We start from the raw sequence: 15,996 nt of genomic DNA, 5'->3' as shown, positions 1-15,996 counted from the left end.
GTTTAATAACATGCTCTAAAAGACACACCCCACATTTTTTTAGATGCAGGAGTTGGTGTCACTTCTATAGATAAAGTCGTGGAAACTGATGGGGTATCCCCCGCGACAAAGACATAGTACTGCCCCACTAAATTCGCATCTGATTTCCCACTGCATGTATAGACTTCTGTTTTCGTTCCTCCATCTGGAGTTAACGATAGGGTACAGCTCACATCTGTTGCTGGAGATGAAGATGTCGAAGAAAAGTCATAGCAAAAGGATACGAAATACACACCCCGACGCAATAATTTTAGAGAGCTCTCATCCTGATAAGTCATAAACTTATCTGCACTTTTTGATGCCGTATGGGTATTATTTGATGAAGTAGAACTGGGGTAATTTAGACAAATAAAAGGCATATCCATGCCCGTCCACTCAGGATATGTGCTTGTCGTGGTTCCGGTTCCTGTTCCTGTAGAAGGAGTCAGAGAGGACAACGTCTTTGTAAAATCATCTACAGTAACTATTCTAGTTAGCGAAGAAGCATCCGTCCCATTAGAAATTGCTCCCAATGCCTGAGTCTTAGTTGATGTTCCTGATCCTGATCCTGAAGATGAAGTAATACACAACCCTGTAATCGTCGGGGCCTTATTTGACAGTCCATCTTCTTCCAACTGCTTAAAATTTAACGTTCCCTGCATGGTATTACCTTGAGCAATAACCAGCCATTTTGCTTCATTTGGCTTTTGTAAATCGCCACTTTTATTTGGAGATCCCAAATCCTTTGACAGCTGGTCTAATCCAGAACTAGGATCGGTCATTTTATCCATATGTTCAACTAGAGTGGTAACGTTATCCGCAATAACACCAATATCTTCTTGTACCATGCCTACAGAAACAATATCTTGTAGATTTACTTGGATATTCTTATACGAAGCGGGGAGACCGGAAATCACATGATTATTCATATTGATACCCCCTACCATAAGGCCACCACGTGTCCTTAAATAAGTACCACTAGTAGTGATATTCCCTTTGTTTAAATAATTATCTAGATCACTCTTTAGTGCAATACAGCCAGAAGGAAGAGCATCTGGTGGAGTTGTTATAGGTCGTGCTATGTTCTTAATTGTGGCATTACCTACATCCCAGGGTTTATGTATTCCTACTTCCGTCTCATTGCAGGAAACCGTAAGCTGATCATTAGGAATGGTTGTTGCAGAATTTTGTGAATTTATACTTTTTAAAGATTGTTTCATTTGTTAATCTTGAACTTATTTTTTAATAATTAACAAATAAAATAAAATGTTTTTAATTATAAACAACAAAACAAATAAAATAAATTCAATTTATATGAAAAAAGAATAGCTTCCTACTCTATAAATAACAAATTATAAACGCACCACTCTAATGAGTAAAGTTTCAATTGCTATTCGAGCATCCTGAACGTTGTTTTTAATTAAGCTCTCAATATAAAACAAATGGCTCAATGCCTGATATAAACGTTCTTTCCCATAAACAGAAAAAAGACGATTCTTCTGGTCTTTGTTATTTTCTTCCAGCGCACGCAATCCATACAAACATTGCCCACGTAAAAACATGATTAACTCTAAAGGGTCTTCTCCATGTTCATATAATAAAAAATGTAGGAATGTCTGGCTGTCCTGAACCTTTCTCTGTAATATGGCATCGCGAAATTTCCATAACGACACATGTTCTTCTTTCTCTACTCCTTCCACATCCTTATATTCTAAGACTTTCCTACTCCCAATACTACAAAGTAGCTTATGAAATTCCCCAAGAAGGTAATGCACTTCCTTCTGAGGAAATTTCTTTACAAAAGCTGATGCCAATGCAGAGGAACAAGAAATACCCAAAGACGCCGCTTTCTGAACTAGAAGAGTCGCCATACGTTTTTCCCTATCCGAAGGCCATTCTCCAAATAACGAAAGGAAAATTGCAGTAGGAAGGCATTTCTTCAAATCTTGAAAATAGGCTTGTTTAGTAGTAAATAAGACAAAGGTTAGGTGGGGATGCGGATTTTTAGCATAGTGAATCAAAAAATCTCGCATCGGTTGGGAAAATTTTTCTGCACGATAAATAGATATCGTCTCCCGAGAAGAAAATAATCCATAAGAGTCAGTCCATTGAGATACATCGCTAATGGCTAATCCGAAACCATCAAACTCTTGTATTTTCCCGGAAACTAATAACTCCATACAGACATGTTTATCTTCTTCAGAGTTAGAACCTATAACAACAAAGGAAGGGATCTTTTCCTGAAATAAGCGAACCAAATCCTCAAAGCTAGTATAATCTTGCACTCTCCCCTTAGCCTTCCCTCTATACACGATTGCCTATGGATGAACTATACCAAATTTCCTTCCTAACTGTACAGAAAGAGAGACATGCGATACCAGGAGTAAAAAAACGGCAAGAGATACCTCTTCATCTCCTACCGTTCACCCTCGCTTAATGAAACCCACTCCTAGCGAGCAACTAATTTCATTAACTGCTGACGCCAACCATGAGCTGTGCGAACACGACCTTTAGAACTGTATCTTCTTTTCGCAGAAGAAGAGCATACTTGCTTACAAGCTGCGGTATGCTTATGATTTTTGCAGCAAACAGATTTTGTTGCGCATTTTCTTGTAGCTGTTTTACTTACAACTTTTTTAGCAGCTGGCTTTTTAGTAGCAGTTTTCTTAGCTACACTCTTGCGAGATGTCGCTTTTCTTACTGTCTTACGTGCTGTCGCCTTACGAGCCGTAGACTTTTTAGCAGCTGGCTTTTTAGTAGCAGTTTTCTTAGCTACACTCTTGCGAGATGTCGCTTTTCTTACTGTCTTACGTGCTGTCGCCTTGCGAGCCGTAGACCTTTTAGCAGCTGGCTTTTTAGTAGCAGTTTTCTTAGCTACACTCTTGCGAGATGTCGCTTTTCTTACTGTCTTACGTGCTGTCGCCTTGCGAGCCGTAGACTTTTTAGCAGCTGGCTTACGTACAACCTTCGTTGCCGTTTTCTTGCTGCTACGTTTTTTTTGTACTCCTAACATTTTCATTTCCCCTAATTAGACAGGTCATTACTTACCTCATCTATCGGCAGGAAATTGAAAAACTTTAATAAAACAGCCATTTAATTTTAATAAATTAAAAACACAAATTCTCCACTAAAAAGTAAGAAACTAAAAAAACAATTACTTAGACAAAAATTTTGCTAAATAATAAGTGAGGCACCGGACGCCAAAACCCGAAGCATATTTCGGAAATAGATCTTCGTCTTTCTCACGATACGCCGTACCAGCAATATCCAAATGTGCCCAAGCTACAGAATGCTTATCTAAAAATCGTCTTAAAAAAAGCGCTGCTGTAATAGCTCCTGCACGATTATTTCCTATATTCTTCATATCGGCAATATCCGAGTTTAATGCTTTATCATACTTGTCAACGAGAGGTAATCTCCATAAAGATTCTCCTGTTTCTGCTGACGTTTCCAAAAGATCTTGAGCTAAAATATCATTATTCGAGAACAAACCTGCTACGTCCTCTCCTAAGGAAATTACCATCGCTCCCGTTAAAGTAGCAAAATCAATAATTCGTGTAGGATTACAGTATGTCAAAGCATAAGTCATTGCATCTGCAAGAATTAGTCGTCCCTCAGCATCTGTACTACCAATTTCTACAGATAGTCCTGACATCCCTATATAAACATCCCCCATCTTATACGCAGCAGCATCAATAGGGTTTTCTGTAGCAGGGATAATTCCTGTTACATTGACTGAGAGTTCCAACTCTGCTACCGCTGAAAGAATCCCTAAGACAGTCGCTGCTCCTGCCATGTCTTCCTTCATAGTTAACATAGCTTTCCCTGGCTTTAGATCGAGCCCTCCAGAATCAAAGGTTACCCCTTTACCAATCAATACAGTATGATCCTTGGATTTTGGCTTTCCCCGATAACTTAAAACAATAAAATAAGGATCTACAGCCGCGCCTTTAGCAACAGCAGCAAATAATCCCATTTTTTCCTTAAGAATTGCTTCTTTGTTAAGAATATTCACATCCAAACTAGGAAATTCCTTAGCTAGCCCTTGAGCAATACTTGCTAATTTTTTTGGAGTAATGTCGTCGGCATTCCCATTAACTAAATCTCGGGTAAGGTATACCCCCTCAAAAATACTCTCTTCTCTTCTAAAAATCGGCTCAGCAATCTTGGAGACAATACCATAGACAGTAACCTTAGTTAACAGAGGATCTGTAGAACTGTTGTCCCTACAATACTTAGGATAGCTGTAATTTAAGGATAACATTCCCGCTGCCAGATTTTTCACAAATTCCTCTGCAGAAATACGTAACGTAGAAATTGTAGGAAGAAGGACATTGATAGTCTTACACTTTGCTTTACGCAGCACGCGTGTTGCCCGAGCATAAGCTTCTAAAACCTCTTGTGAAGTTAATTCCTCATTTTTCCCTAAACCTAAAAGTAGGATACGCTTTTCAGGGACCTGCCCTAAACTATACAGCAATTCCATCCCACTACTTTTCCCTGTAAAATTATCCAAAGCTGCTTGATATACGGCTTCACAATCTTTTGTTACTGCTACAGCACATTTTGCCTTATTGTTTACCTTCCAAAAAGGCAAAATCACTGCGTCAGCCTTAACACGTTTATTACAAGACGCTTGAGAATAAAACAATACCACAGGTCACCTCTTCATAACTTTTCATTCGATTAAAAAGGAACATCTTCACAAACGTATTGCTGACCTTGTCCACAGCCAGCATACATATCCTTATCTGATAGGACTTCTGTATCTAAGCTTTCCCCTTCAAAACCTAAAGACATAGAATCTTGCTGAGAAACATTTTCCATTCCTGCTGAAAAACGCGTCTCTCCTCTGCCATTAAAAGGACTAAATTTCAAGGTATCTACACTAATTACTAAAGAAGACTGTGGTGTACCATCTTTACTCATATAGCTTTCCACAGCAATGTCTCCAGCAACAATCACTCCTGATCCTTTTTTCAAGTATGGGAGCATCTTATCATAACGATTATGCCAAATATTACATTTACACCATACTGTCTCGTCTTTTGTTCCCACACGAGACTTTACTCCTAAACGCAAAACAACAACACGTTTGCCTTTTGAAGTCATTCTTTCTTCAGGGTCAGCTCCCAGATACCCAAAAAAATAACCGCACATCATAACAACCACCTATTGCATCCTTCATTCCATTATAGATGCCCAGTAGCACTCTTAAAATTATGTAAAATTTCGATATTGGATCTATTTCCTAATCTAGAAAAAAACAGAATACACAAAACGAATGATGCTACCTAGAAGCCCCTACATGTAAGGAGTGTTATACATCTGCTAGTGAATATCGTCAATGAGTCTTCACATAGAAAAGTTAAAAACACTAGAGCAGTCAAAAAGACACCTCTTACACGTAATTCTAAAGCAGATAAAGAAAATTTAAGGCCAGCACTATAATTATGAAAAGTGCCCTTACCTATATTCAGAAAATATAAAATGATAATTTTCACAGAAAACGCGTCCTTATTTTCACCAAGCAAAAAGACGCGTTAATTTTACTAGGCGCGGATTCCTGAAGGAGGTGGTTGCATTCCTCCTCCTGTCTGAGGCATTTGAGGCATAGTATCTACAGAAGGTTCTCTACCAGCACAAATATCAGCACAAACAGTTCGCCATTTCACAACAGTTTCAATAAACAATTGAGCAAAAGCTTTTAATAGATTTGTTTCAGCATATTTCATATCAAGAACACAATGCATTAAAATTAATTGCTCTTTAGTTGCAACTCCAACACCACCGCCAGCCATTTGTCCACCAAGCATGGATCCCTCTAAGAGCTTTTCATATAAAAGCAACTTTCTTTGTGTATTGTCTGGCAAGCCATCTAATAAAGGAGCATAAACATACAAACGATCTGAATGCTCTTCGTAAGTGAGGTGAAGAGAAAATTCGCCATCAACAAACAAAATGCACGTATTATTTTGATCAAAAGCTACATCAGGGAGCTTGAGTTCTTTAGCAAAATTTTTTAGATTTTCCTCAGCATTTTGCCTGGACATGAGGGAATCTCCTTGTAAATGAGTTTTATTTCCTTAGGTTAACATAATGTAGATTTGTTAGTAAACGATTTCAAAGACTTAAAACCAAAAACTTTCTTGTGCTTCTGTACTAATTTTGGTATCAGATAAGTAATGTATAAAATTCATGTTTCCCCCGGTGCTCCATCACCTTTAGGAGCAACACAACTTACGTCTACACATTATCGTTTTGCTTTATTTTCATCCCATGCGGATCGCGTCGTTTTAGCTTTATCCGATCCTCAGGGGCATATACATGAAATTGCTTTATCCGATAGAGAAAATCGTACAGGAGATATATGGCATATCGAAATTGATGGAATTTCTGATCAATGGTCATACGCCTTTCGTGTTTGTGGTCCAGAAAGTACTCAAGAAAAATTCAACTTTCAGAAATATCTTGCCGATCCCTATGCGAAAAACATTCACTCCCCACACACATTCCTTTCTGAAAAAACATCAAAGGATTATGCCTTTAGTTATTTAAAACAGGAGAAATTTTCTTGGGATGGAGATCGTTGCCTTCATTTACCTAAAGAAGACCTTATCATTTACGAAATGCATGTACGTTCATTTACTTTAGCCTCTTCGTCACAAGTACGTCATCCCGGAACCTTTTTAGGAATTATTGAGAAAATCCCCTATCTAAAAAAATTAGGTGTTACCGCCATTGAGTTGCTTCCTATTTTTGAGTTTGATGAAAGTAGCAATCCATTTCGAAATTCTGATTTCTCTTCTCTTTGTAATTATTGGGGATATGCTTCTCTCAACTTTTTTTCTCCTTGTCGTCGTTATACCTATGCTTCTGATCCTTGTGCTCCTGCACGTGAATTTAAAACCCTTGTCAAAGCACTGCATAATGCAGGAATTGAGATTATCCTTGATGTTGTGTTTAATCACACAGGAATGAATGATACTCTTTGCTCCCTACCGTGGATAGATCGCTCTTCCTACTACATACTCGATTCTCAAGGCCAATTTTGTAACTATTCTGGTTGCGGGAATACAATCAATACCAACCATGTCCCCACAACACAGTGGATATTAGATGTTTTGCGTTATTGGGTACAAGAAATGCATGTGGATGGATTTCGTTTTGACTTAGCTTCAGTCTTTTCTCGCGATCCCAAAGGAAATCCTATTTCTCCTTCACCGATTTTATTAGCAATTACCTATGATCCAATTCTTGCGAACACAAAAATTATAGCAGAACCCTGGGATGCTGCAGGCTTATATCAAGTAGGATATTTTCCCACTCTTAATTCTCGATGGAGTGAATGGAATGGGTCCTACCGTGATACTGTGCGAGCTTTCTTGAATGGGAATGAAAATCTTATTGGCACTTTTGCCTCTCGTATCTCTGGATCCCAGGATCTTTATGCTCAGGGATCTCCGCACAATTCTATTAATTATATTTGCATTCACGATGGGTTTACTTTACATGACACTGTTGCTTATAATAATAAACACAATGAAGACAATGGAGAAAACAACCAAGACGGAACTGACGCCAACTATAGCTACAACTTTGGAGAAGAAGGGGCTACAGAAAACCCTAAAATTCTCGAGTTACGCCAACGCCAAATGCGGAATTTCTTTTTAACCCTTTTCTTATCCCAAGGTATTCCTATGTGGCAATCAGGAGATGAATACGGCCATACGGCAAAAGGAAATAATAATCGCTGGGCCTTAGATACACCTGCAAACTACTTTCTCTGGGATCAGTTAGAAAAACATCCCCACCTTATGGAGTTCGTTAGCCAAGCCATCAGCTTTAGAAAACAACATAAGGAACTCTTCAATCAAGGTTTCCTCACTCCTGAAAGGATCTCTTGGCTAAACTCTGAAGCACAACCTATACAATGGCAACCCAGTCACTATTTAGCTTACGAATTAAAGTACTCACGTTATAGCCTTTTCGTTGCTTTTAATTCAGGAACAACACCTATGGATATCAGGTTGCCTAAAATAAGAGAAAAGTTTCTTCCTTACCAACAAGTTGTCAATACAACAATAGGATTCGCACCACAAAAGATACTAGATAAGGTAACCTTAGATGCCTTTACGATCTTTGTAGCTATAAGTTATGCACAATAACTAACTCATATCCGCTACGTCGTTACTCCAAGATTCTATAACCACAAAATCGGCATTCTTATAAAACTTCTCAAGAATTTGGCGTGCGTTATAACCTTCTACAGCAAGCCGATCAACATTTGCTTGTAATAAACCATCTGCATCTATAATTAATCCTTCAGGGTTATCTACAATTAGCCTTGCTGTCCAATCTACAGCATCTTCTACGCCATAAAATTGCTTTGTAGCTCCGTAGCCAAAATAATGATCTTCCTCAGCAGTGACATGCCAAAATGTTTGAGGATTTTTAGATAGAAGTCTTTCATATAAAGCAGTTCTCTCTAAAATAACACAAGCAGACAAAGCTTCTTTATCTAACTCTTTTAAATATTTTGTAGAGAGAATGGATTTCAAATATTCTTCAACAGTCAACTCATTTGTGATTACAATGCAATTTCTCTCTGTTTTATAAATATAGAGAGCGCCTTTGTATTGTAATCCATTAACAAATAGCAATGCCGTATCTTCTATAGGCTCAATTTTTAAACATTGCACCCCAGAAAAATTTTCTCCCCAACGTACTCCACCATAAAGAGCATGAGCAGCACAACGCAAGCCTTGTGAAGCTGTTTGCAGCAATACATTATCTCCATATAAGCGGTAAGGTCCTTTAGCTTCGATTAAAGCTGTAGTACTTTCATCCAATAGGAGAACGCGGATTTTAGGCTCAGAAACCATAGATTGTTCTACAAAAGCATCGGAGACTTTGACTTCTGCGTAACTTGAAGCCCCTATACTCAAGGAAAGACTCAAAAGAACATACTTCCATATCTTCACTTTTCTTCTCCTAAACTCTGTAAGTTATCTGAACGCTTTTTCAAGTGATTGTAGGCGAGCGGGGTTACCATTCTTCCTCGAGAAGTTTTTTTCAACAAGCCTTTTAAAATTAAAAAGGGCTCGTACACATCTTCTAAAGTTTTAATATCCTCACCTACAGCCACGGATAAAGTCTTAATTCCTACAGGACCACCTTGATAATAATCCATTATTGTAGTGAGAAGTTTAACATCAATTTCATTTAAACCCCAATCATCTATTAATAGCATAGCTAAAGCTTTTTCTGCTACGACACGATTAATACAATTCCCTTCTCTTATTTGAGCAAAATCTCTTACCCAGCGTAAAAGATTATTCGCTAATCGAGGAGTGCCTCGTGATCGACGAGCAATCTCACATAAAGCATCTGTGTCTGCATCGACTCCTAACAAATACGCTGAACGTTTGAGAATGTTTGTCAAATCTTCATCTGAATAATACGACACCCTGCCTGTAAAAGCAAACCGTGCTCGCAAAGGTTCACTTAACATTCCTGAACGTGTTGTCGCTCCTACCAAACTAAAAGGAGCTAAATCTACTGAAACAGAACGCGCTCCTGGGCCAGAATCAATAGTAATATCAATTTTAAAATCCTCCATTGCTGAGTACAAATATTCTTCAGCTACTTTCCCCATACGATGGATTTCATCAATAAAGAAGACATCGCCTTCCTGAAGACTCGTTAATAATCCCAGTAAATCAGATGGTTTAACTAGCTGCGGGCCAGAAGCAACCACAAACCCTTTACCTAGGGTGAAAGCGATAATATGTGCCAAAGAAGTTTTCCCCAAACCCGGAGGACCAAAAAAAAGACAATGTCCAGGAACTTCCCCTCGTTGCATAGCGGCATGAAGAAATAACTCTAACCGCTCTGTCAACTGTGTTTGACCGCAAAATTCTTTTAGCCCCTTAGGGCGTAAAGAAATATCAAACTTTTTATCTTGATGTAAGACGGATACCTGATGTGTCATTACGTTACCGTTCTCTTCTCAAGTTTTTGAGAAGAGATATGAAATACTTTTTAAGAATTGTAATTCGTTTTTTGTACTTGCCTCACTTACCAGATCCCCAGCCGAAGGAGAGCTCTCTCAAAGCATGTATCACATTATCACTCCGTATGCAAGTACTAAGCTAACATAGCTTATTCATTTAAGGAATTCCTATCTACTAGAACATTAAGCCATCCTTACTATTAAAGAAATGCTCATCCCTATGCTGTAGGAAGATATCCATAGTGCTATAGACACATAGAAAATTTTCCCTTATTTAAATTCTACACGTCTCTTCTAGCCCTTTCCTAAAAGGCAAAGAAAATAAGCAGCTGCTTAGAATCTTTCCTATGAGGCATCAATAGTATTTTATAATTACTTATCATTTTCTAAATTCCACTCACTACAGTCATTAAAAATATTCCATCACAATTTATTTGAGATTTTTAGGTGTTTGCATATACACAAGAAAAGTGTATTCTAAGTCCAAAGATGATGTTTTCTAATATGTTCAGCATCTACAAGTCTAACCATAGGGTTTCTATATGAGCATTAAAGAAGATAAATGGATTCGCAAAATGGCACTTGCTTATGGCATGATTGAGCCATTTGTTGATAGGCAAATAAATACCCATGTTGAAACTGGAGAAAAGCTAATTAGTTATGGCTTATCGAGCTATGGCTATGATTTACGTCTATCTCGAGAATTCAAAGTGTTTACCAATGTATATAATTCTCTTGTAGATCCTAAACATTTCACAGAAAATACCTTTATTTCTATCACAGACGATGTCTGTATCATTCCTCCTAATTCCTTTGCTCTCGCCCATAGCGTAGAGTATTTTCGTATTCCCAGGAATGTTCTTACGATGTGTATTGGTAAGTCTACCTATGCTCGCTGCGGGCTTATCGTAAACGTTACTCCATTCGAACCAGAATGGGAGGGCTATGTTACTATAGAAATTTCCAACACGACGCCTTTGCCTGCAAAAATTTATGCTAATGAAGGGATTGCTCAAGTTTTGTTCTTTGAAGCTGATGAAACTTGCGAAGTTTCTTATGCAGAAAGGAAGGGTAAGTATCAAAAACAACAGGGCATTACTATTCCTATTGTCTAAAGTTTAGTCATGCAAAAAGTCACTTGGTCCAAGCACCTTGAAGAATTGGTATTGAATTCTTGGTGGTTAATTCTTTGTATACTTATCGGTGGATTTGTATATGATCGTGCTATTCATGAATTGCGAAAAGAAGAATTACGTTTGCAAAAACGTGCTTCCGAACTCCGGGAAAAAATTTTTCTTGCTGACAAAAAACAAAAAGAATTGCGTTTACATATCCAACATTGGAATAGTCCCTCGGTCATTGAGTCTGCGTTAATTTGCCGACTAGGATTAATCCCCCAAGGGTACACTAAGGTATGTTTTTCTCCTGTAAAAACCAAAAACACGGATTGAGATCAATATGATGATGCCTGCTGTATTAATCTTTTTCATCATATTGTTTACACTATGCTCGGGCTTCATTTCCCTATCACAAATAGCGCTTTTTTCTCTACCTACCTCGTTAATTTCCCATTACAAACGTTCGAAATATAAAAAACAGCAACTTGTCGCCTCTCTACTCTCTCATCCTCATCATTTATTAATTACATTGATTTTTCTTGATATTGGATTAAACGTTGGCATTCAGAACTGCGTGGCCATGCTAGTTGGAGATCAAGCTTCTTGGCTACTTCTTGTTGGCCTTCCTCTAGCATTAACACTATTCCTTGGGGAAATTTTGCCTAAAGCTGTTGCTCTACCTTATAACACACAAATTGCTTCTTTTGTTGCCCCACTTATTTTACTATTTACCAGGTTGCTTCGTCCTCTACTACATTGGGCAATTAGTGGTATTAACAATGTTGTACACTGGATACTTTCTACACAAAAAATGGACATTATTCAACCTCAGCAACTAAAAGAAGTCCTTCAAAGCTGTAAAGATTTCGGTGTTGTAAATCAAGAAGAAAGCCGTCTCCTCTATGGATACTTATCTCTGAGCGATTGCAGCGTTAAGGAACGAATGAAACCACGTCAAGATGTCCTTTTCTACGATATCCAAACCCCCATTAGCCAACTCTATGCTTTATTTTCTGAACAACATTGTTCCCGTGTTCCCGTATGCAATGATAATCTTCAAAATCTTTTAGGCATTTGTACAGCAAAAGCATTACTACTTCACGGTAAACCTCTACAATCTTCTGACGACCTTCTCCCACTACTTAATAAACCTTACTATATGCCAGAAACAATCTCAGCAAAAACAGCTTTATGCCACCTTGCAGCTGAAGATGAAACTTTAGGTATGATTATTGATGAATACGGTTCAATCGAAGGTTTGATTACTCAAGAAGATCTGTTTGAAATTGTTTCTGGTGAAATTATAGATCAACGAAGTGAAAAAGTTCTATATACAATGTCAGGGAAAGACGTTATTATTGCTGCAGGCACGATGGAACTTAGTGATCTAAGCGAAATTTTTAATATTAATCTCCCTACACATAATAATAGCGCTACCTTAGGAGGTTGGCTAACTGAGCAGATGGACTCTATTCCTAGTACAGGAACCAAACTCTTATGGAGGAATCTCATGTTCCAGGTCTTGGATGCTGCTCCCAATCGTATACGCAGAGTTTATATAAGGAAACTGCATGATTAATTCTTCTATTTTTTGGTTTGGGATCAATCTTCTGTGTATTATCCTGCAAGGATTCTATTCCATGATGGAAATGGCTTGTGTTTCCTTCAATCGGGTACGTTTGCAATATTATCTAACAAAAAACCATAAAAAAGCTCGTTACATTAACTTTTTGATTCGCCGACCCTATCGTTTATTCGGCACAGTAATGCTTGGAGTTAATATTTCCCTGCAAATAGGCTCCGAATCTGCAAGAAATTGTTACAAAGTATTAGGATTATCTCCAGACTATGCTCCCATAACGCAAATTATTTTGGTGGTGATTTTTGCAGAATTACTTCCTTTAACAATATCCCGAAAAATCCCCGAGAAATTAGCTCTTTGGGGAGCACCAATTCTCTATTATTCTCATTATATCGTCTATCCATTAATTCAGTTTATTGGTGGACTCACTGAAAGTTTGTATTTCCTATTAAAAATAAAAAAAGAAAAGTTAAATTCTACTTTGAGTCGGGATGAATTCCAAAAAGCTTTAGAAACTCATCACGAAGAACAAGACTTCAATGTCATTGCAACCAATATCTTTTCCTTAAGTGCGACTTCAGCAGAACAAGTATGCCAGCCCTTAGATCAAGTTGTCATGCTCCCTTCTACAGCCAATGTAAAAGACTTATGTCGTACAATTCAAAATACCGACATGGACTTTGTTCCCGTATACCACAAAGAAAGGAAGAATATTATTGGAATTGCTCTACCTAAAGACTTTGTAAATAAAAACCTTACCGACTCTTTAATTCACAACTTACATTCCCCTTGGTTTATCACAGCTAAATCCAAGCTCATACGTATACTCAAAGAGTTTCGAGATAACCGTTCTAGCGTCGCTGTCGTTCTCAATGCTTCTGGGGAGCCTATAGGGATTTTAAGTTTAAATGCCATTTTTAAAATCCTTTTCAACACATCGAATATTGCACAGTTGAAACCGAAAACCATATCGGTAATCGAAAGAACATTTCCAGGAAATACTCCACTCAAAGATATCCAAAAAGAACTTGGGATTGAACTCACACATTATGGAGCTGAGACTCTTGCTCAGCTTGTTTTACAACTTTTAGATACCCCAGCAGAAATTGGCACTTCAGTGATTACGAATAATCTATTACTTGAGGTTAAAGAAATCTCCTTATATGGAATTAAAAGCATATCCATTAAAAACTTACTTTCCTAATACTTACCAAGCCTCGTGTAACTGAGTAACCACCTTAACAACTTTTTCTATTGCTAAGTCGATTTCCTCCTGAGACAATAGGTAACTAAAGGAAAACCTCAAAGTAGACACAGCTATCTCTTGTAACACATTCATAGCAACTAGGGATTTAAATGCAGTAGTCGCTCCTGAAGAACATGCAGTACCATAACCACAGGCCACTCCTTCCATATCTAAGGCAATTTGTACTACCTCACCTTCTAAAGGGGGGAAAGCTAAAGAAGATATATTGCTAACACGTACCTGATCTTCACAATGAATCACTACCCCAGGAAGACGCTCCTTTATGTTCTTCTCAAAATAATTCCGGTACTTTATCAAGATTGTTGTAATCTCTTCTTGACGTGTCTCTAAAATAGAAAAAATATAAAATAAAGAGGCAATTCCCCAGAAATTTTCTGTTCCTGAGCGAAGGCCTCCTTGCTGCCCTCCACCAAAAAATACAGGAGAGAGCTTCGTCCCGGGAGCAATAAGCAAAACACCAATGCCAGAAAGGGCATGAAACTTATGTCCACTAAATGCCAGCATAGAAACTCCCTCAGGAACGTGCACGGCTTCTCTACCAACAATTGCCGTTGCATCTACAATAAACTGCACATGGTGATCACGAGCAATAGTCGCGATAGATGCAATATCAATCTTCGATCCTATCTCACTATTTACCCACCCTAAAATAATTGCTGAGGTAGATGGAGTGATGGCTTGCAAAATCTGTTGCGGAGAAACCACACATCTTCCGGGCTCAGGATCAATATACGATACGGATACATCAGCTTGCTTTAAAGGCTCAATAATAGCAGCGTGTTCCATACTGGATGTAACCACGTGGCTTCCCTTAGGAAGATTAGCTATAGCTAAATTTAAACTTTCCGTGGCACCCGAAGTATAGAGCACTTGTCCTGAAAAAGAAAGAACCTTTTGAATCAAGGTAGAGGTATCATATAGAAACTTCTTAGCTTTCTTCCCTGCACTATGCACGCTAGAGGGATTTGCATACACTCCTTCGGAAAATAACTGTTGTAAAAACTGAAGAAGACCGGGTTCAAGAAAAGACGTGGCATTATTATCCAAATAAATCATTACAGTTCCTGAATATCTAAACCAAGCACTACTGTATTCGGACTAACACTATAGTAACATTATCGACTCCACCACGACTATTCGCAAGGGAAATCAATAAATTTCCGCTTTCCTCTAAAGAAGAAGAACTCAATAAAATATCACGCATATCCCTATCAGAAACCATATTTGTCAAACCATCGGAGCAAAAAAGAAACAAATCTTTTTCTTCATAAGTAATATCTCGAATATCCGGAACAACGTGAGGACGACTTCCTAAAACATTAGTCAAAATATGGCGGTAAGGATACAACTTATCTAATTGTTGCGAAAGGCCATAACGATGTTTCAATCGATTTGCTAAGGAATGATCTTCCGTTAAACAACAAAATTCTTCTTCTCTCAAGCGATAAATACGACTATCCCCTACATGAAACACCCAGGCTTTACTTGCCAGAAACTGCATACAACTCAATGTTGTTCCCATTCCACGAAGATGAGATTCCATCAAACTATGGTCATAAATCAATTCATTAACTTTTGAAAGAATGTCTCGCACCGTCTTTCGATACTGATCATCTTGAAACCTGACTAATTGTGGCTGTTGCGCATCTATCATCTCCATTAAATTTATAATAGCCTCATGAGAAGCAACATCTCCTCCTAAATGCCCTCCCATACCATCAGCAATAGCCACTACTTGAGATGTAAGATTTACCTGCCAGAAATCTTCATTCCTTGATCGTACCATTCCAATGTCGCTCAACCCAAAATAATCAAAATTTACAGATTTATGCATATGAACTTAATCAGCAACCAATAAGTAGATAGAAAAAGAATCTGTTCTATTTTTCAAACAAATTAAAAACACTATTATGTAATATTCACTTGGATATAGCAGATTTCCATATTTATAGAAAAATTTATATGGTCTTCTAGATCTGATCCTAACAAGGGAACT

Annotated in this window: 15 protein-coding genes; 5 read left to right on the top strand and 10 right to left on the bottom strand. The window is 38.0% G+C overall.

Annotation, left to right across the window (positions count from 1 at the left end):
• Positions 1-2 precede the first annotated feature (2 nt).
• From M787_RS03845 to M787_RS03820, 6 genes are all read right to left on the bottom strand, one after another.
• Positions 3-1,238, bottom strand: a complete 1,236-nt coding sequence (locus M787_RS03845) for a hypothetical protein (RefSeq protein ID WP_021828259.1) — start codon at positions 1,236-1,238, stop codon at positions 3-5.
• Positions 1,239-1,370: 132 nt separating this feature from the next.
• On the bottom strand, positions 1,371-2,303 hold the full coding sequence (locus M787_RS03840) for a hypothetical protein (protein WP_021828258.1): 933 nt from the start codon (positions 2,301-2,303) through the stop codon (positions 1,371-1,373).
• 164 nt (positions 2,304-2,467) lie between these two features.
• A complete protein-coding gene (gene hctB / locus M787_RS03835) occupies positions 2,468-3,031 on the bottom strand; it encodes a histone H1-like DNA-binding protein Hc2 (protein ID WP_021828257.1) in 564 nt (187 codons plus the stop codon).
• Positions 3,032-3,172: 141 nt separating this feature from the next.
• A complete protein-coding gene (locus M787_RS03830; RefSeq protein ID WP_021828256.1) occupies positions 3,173-4,675 on the bottom strand; it encodes a leucyl aminopeptidase in 1,503 nt (500 codons plus the stop codon).
• A 29-nt stretch (positions 4,676-4,704) separates the two neighbouring features.
• The gene (locus M787_RS03825) at positions 4,705-5,181 is read right to left on the bottom strand and encodes a single-stranded DNA-binding protein (protein WP_148660157.1); all 477 of its coding nucleotides are present in this window, start codon (positions 5,179-5,181) and stop codon (positions 4,705-4,707) included.
• Between the two features lie 389 nt (positions 5,182-5,570).
• Entirely contained in the window at positions 5,571-6,071 is a 501-nt protein-coding gene (locus M787_RS03820) for a type III secretion chaperone Slc1 (protein ID WP_021828254.1), read from the bottom strand.
• Between the two features lie 132 nt (positions 6,072-6,203).
• Between M787_RS03820 and M787_RS03815 the strand changes: the two genes are divergently transcribed.
• The gene (locus tag M787_RS03815; RefSeq protein ID WP_021828253.1) at positions 6,204-8,186 is read left to right on the top strand and encodes a glycogen debranching protein; all 1,983 of its coding nucleotides are present in this window, start codon (positions 6,204-6,206) and stop codon (positions 8,184-8,186) included.
• Here the strand turns inward: M787_RS03815 and M787_RS03810 are convergent, their stop codons facing one another.
• Both M787_RS03810 and ruvB read right to left on the bottom strand, forming a co-directional pair.
• The gene (locus M787_RS03810; RefSeq protein ID WP_021828252.1) at positions 8,187-9,002 is read right to left on the bottom strand and encodes a SpoIID/LytB domain-containing protein; all 816 of its coding nucleotides are present in this window, start codon (positions 9,000-9,002) and stop codon (positions 8,187-8,189) included. It abuts the gene before it with no gap.
• On the bottom strand, positions 8,999-10,012 hold the full coding sequence (ruvB, locus tag M787_RS03805; protein ID WP_021828251.1) for a Holliday junction branch migration DNA helicase RuvB: 1,014 nt from the start codon (positions 10,010-10,012) through the stop codon (positions 8,999-9,001). Before ruvB ends, M787_RS03810 begins: the two co-directional genes overlap by 4 nt.
• A gap of 563 nt (positions 10,013-10,575) precedes the next feature.
• On the opposite strand from ruvB, the gene dcd reads away from it, so the two are divergent.
• Genes dcd through M787_RS03785 form a run of 4 tightly spaced genes read left to right on the top strand, consistent with a single transcriptional unit; the run spans position 10,576 to position 13,937 of the window.
• Complete coding sequence (dcd, locus tag M787_RS03800) at positions 10,576-11,148, top strand: dCTP deaminase (RefSeq protein WP_021828250.1); 573 nt, start codon at positions 10,576-10,578, stop codon at positions 11,146-11,148.
• A gap of 9 nt (positions 11,149-11,157) precedes the next feature.
• Positions 11,158-11,484 (top strand): hypothetical protein, encoded by a 327-nt coding sequence (locus tag M787_RS03795; protein ID WP_021828249.1) that lies wholly within the window; start codon positions 11,158-11,160, stop codon positions 11,482-11,484.
• Between the two features lie 10 nt (positions 11,485-11,494).
• Positions 11,495-12,730: a hemolysin family protein gene (locus M787_RS03790; protein WP_021828248.1), complete on the top strand. Its 1,236-nt coding sequence runs from the start codon at positions 11,495-11,497 to the stop codon at positions 12,728-12,730.
• Positions 12,723-13,937: a CNNM domain-containing protein gene (locus tag M787_RS03785; RefSeq protein ID WP_021828247.1), complete on the top strand. Its 1,215-nt coding sequence runs from the start codon at positions 12,723-12,725 to the stop codon at positions 13,935-13,937. The genes M787_RS03790 and M787_RS03785 overlap by 8 nt, the downstream gene beginning before the upstream one ends.
• A gap of 3 nt (positions 13,938-13,940) precedes the next feature.
• Here the strand turns inward: M787_RS03785 and M787_RS03780 are convergent, their stop codons facing one another.
• Entirely contained in the window at positions 13,941-15,056 is a 1,116-nt protein-coding gene (locus M787_RS03780; protein ID WP_021828246.1) for a cysteine desulfurase family protein, read from the bottom strand.
• A gap of 28 nt (positions 15,057-15,084) precedes the next feature.
• Positions 15,085-15,834 carry a PP2C family protein-serine/threonine phosphatase gene (locus M787_RS03775; RefSeq protein WP_021828245.1) on the bottom strand — a complete coding sequence of 250 codons (750 nt, stop codon included), beginning with the start codon at positions 15,832-15,834 and terminating at the stop codon, positions 15,085-15,087.
• Positions 15,835-15,996: the final 162 nt, after the last annotated feature.

This window comes from Chlamydia gallinacea 08-1274/3, from assembly GCF_000471025.2.
In the GTDB taxonomy this organism is placed as follows: domain Bacteria; phylum Chlamydiota; class Chlamydiia; order Chlamydiales; family Chlamydiaceae; genus Chlamydia; species Chlamydia gallinacea.
This window is presented reverse-complemented; position numbering and strand designations above follow the sequence as displayed.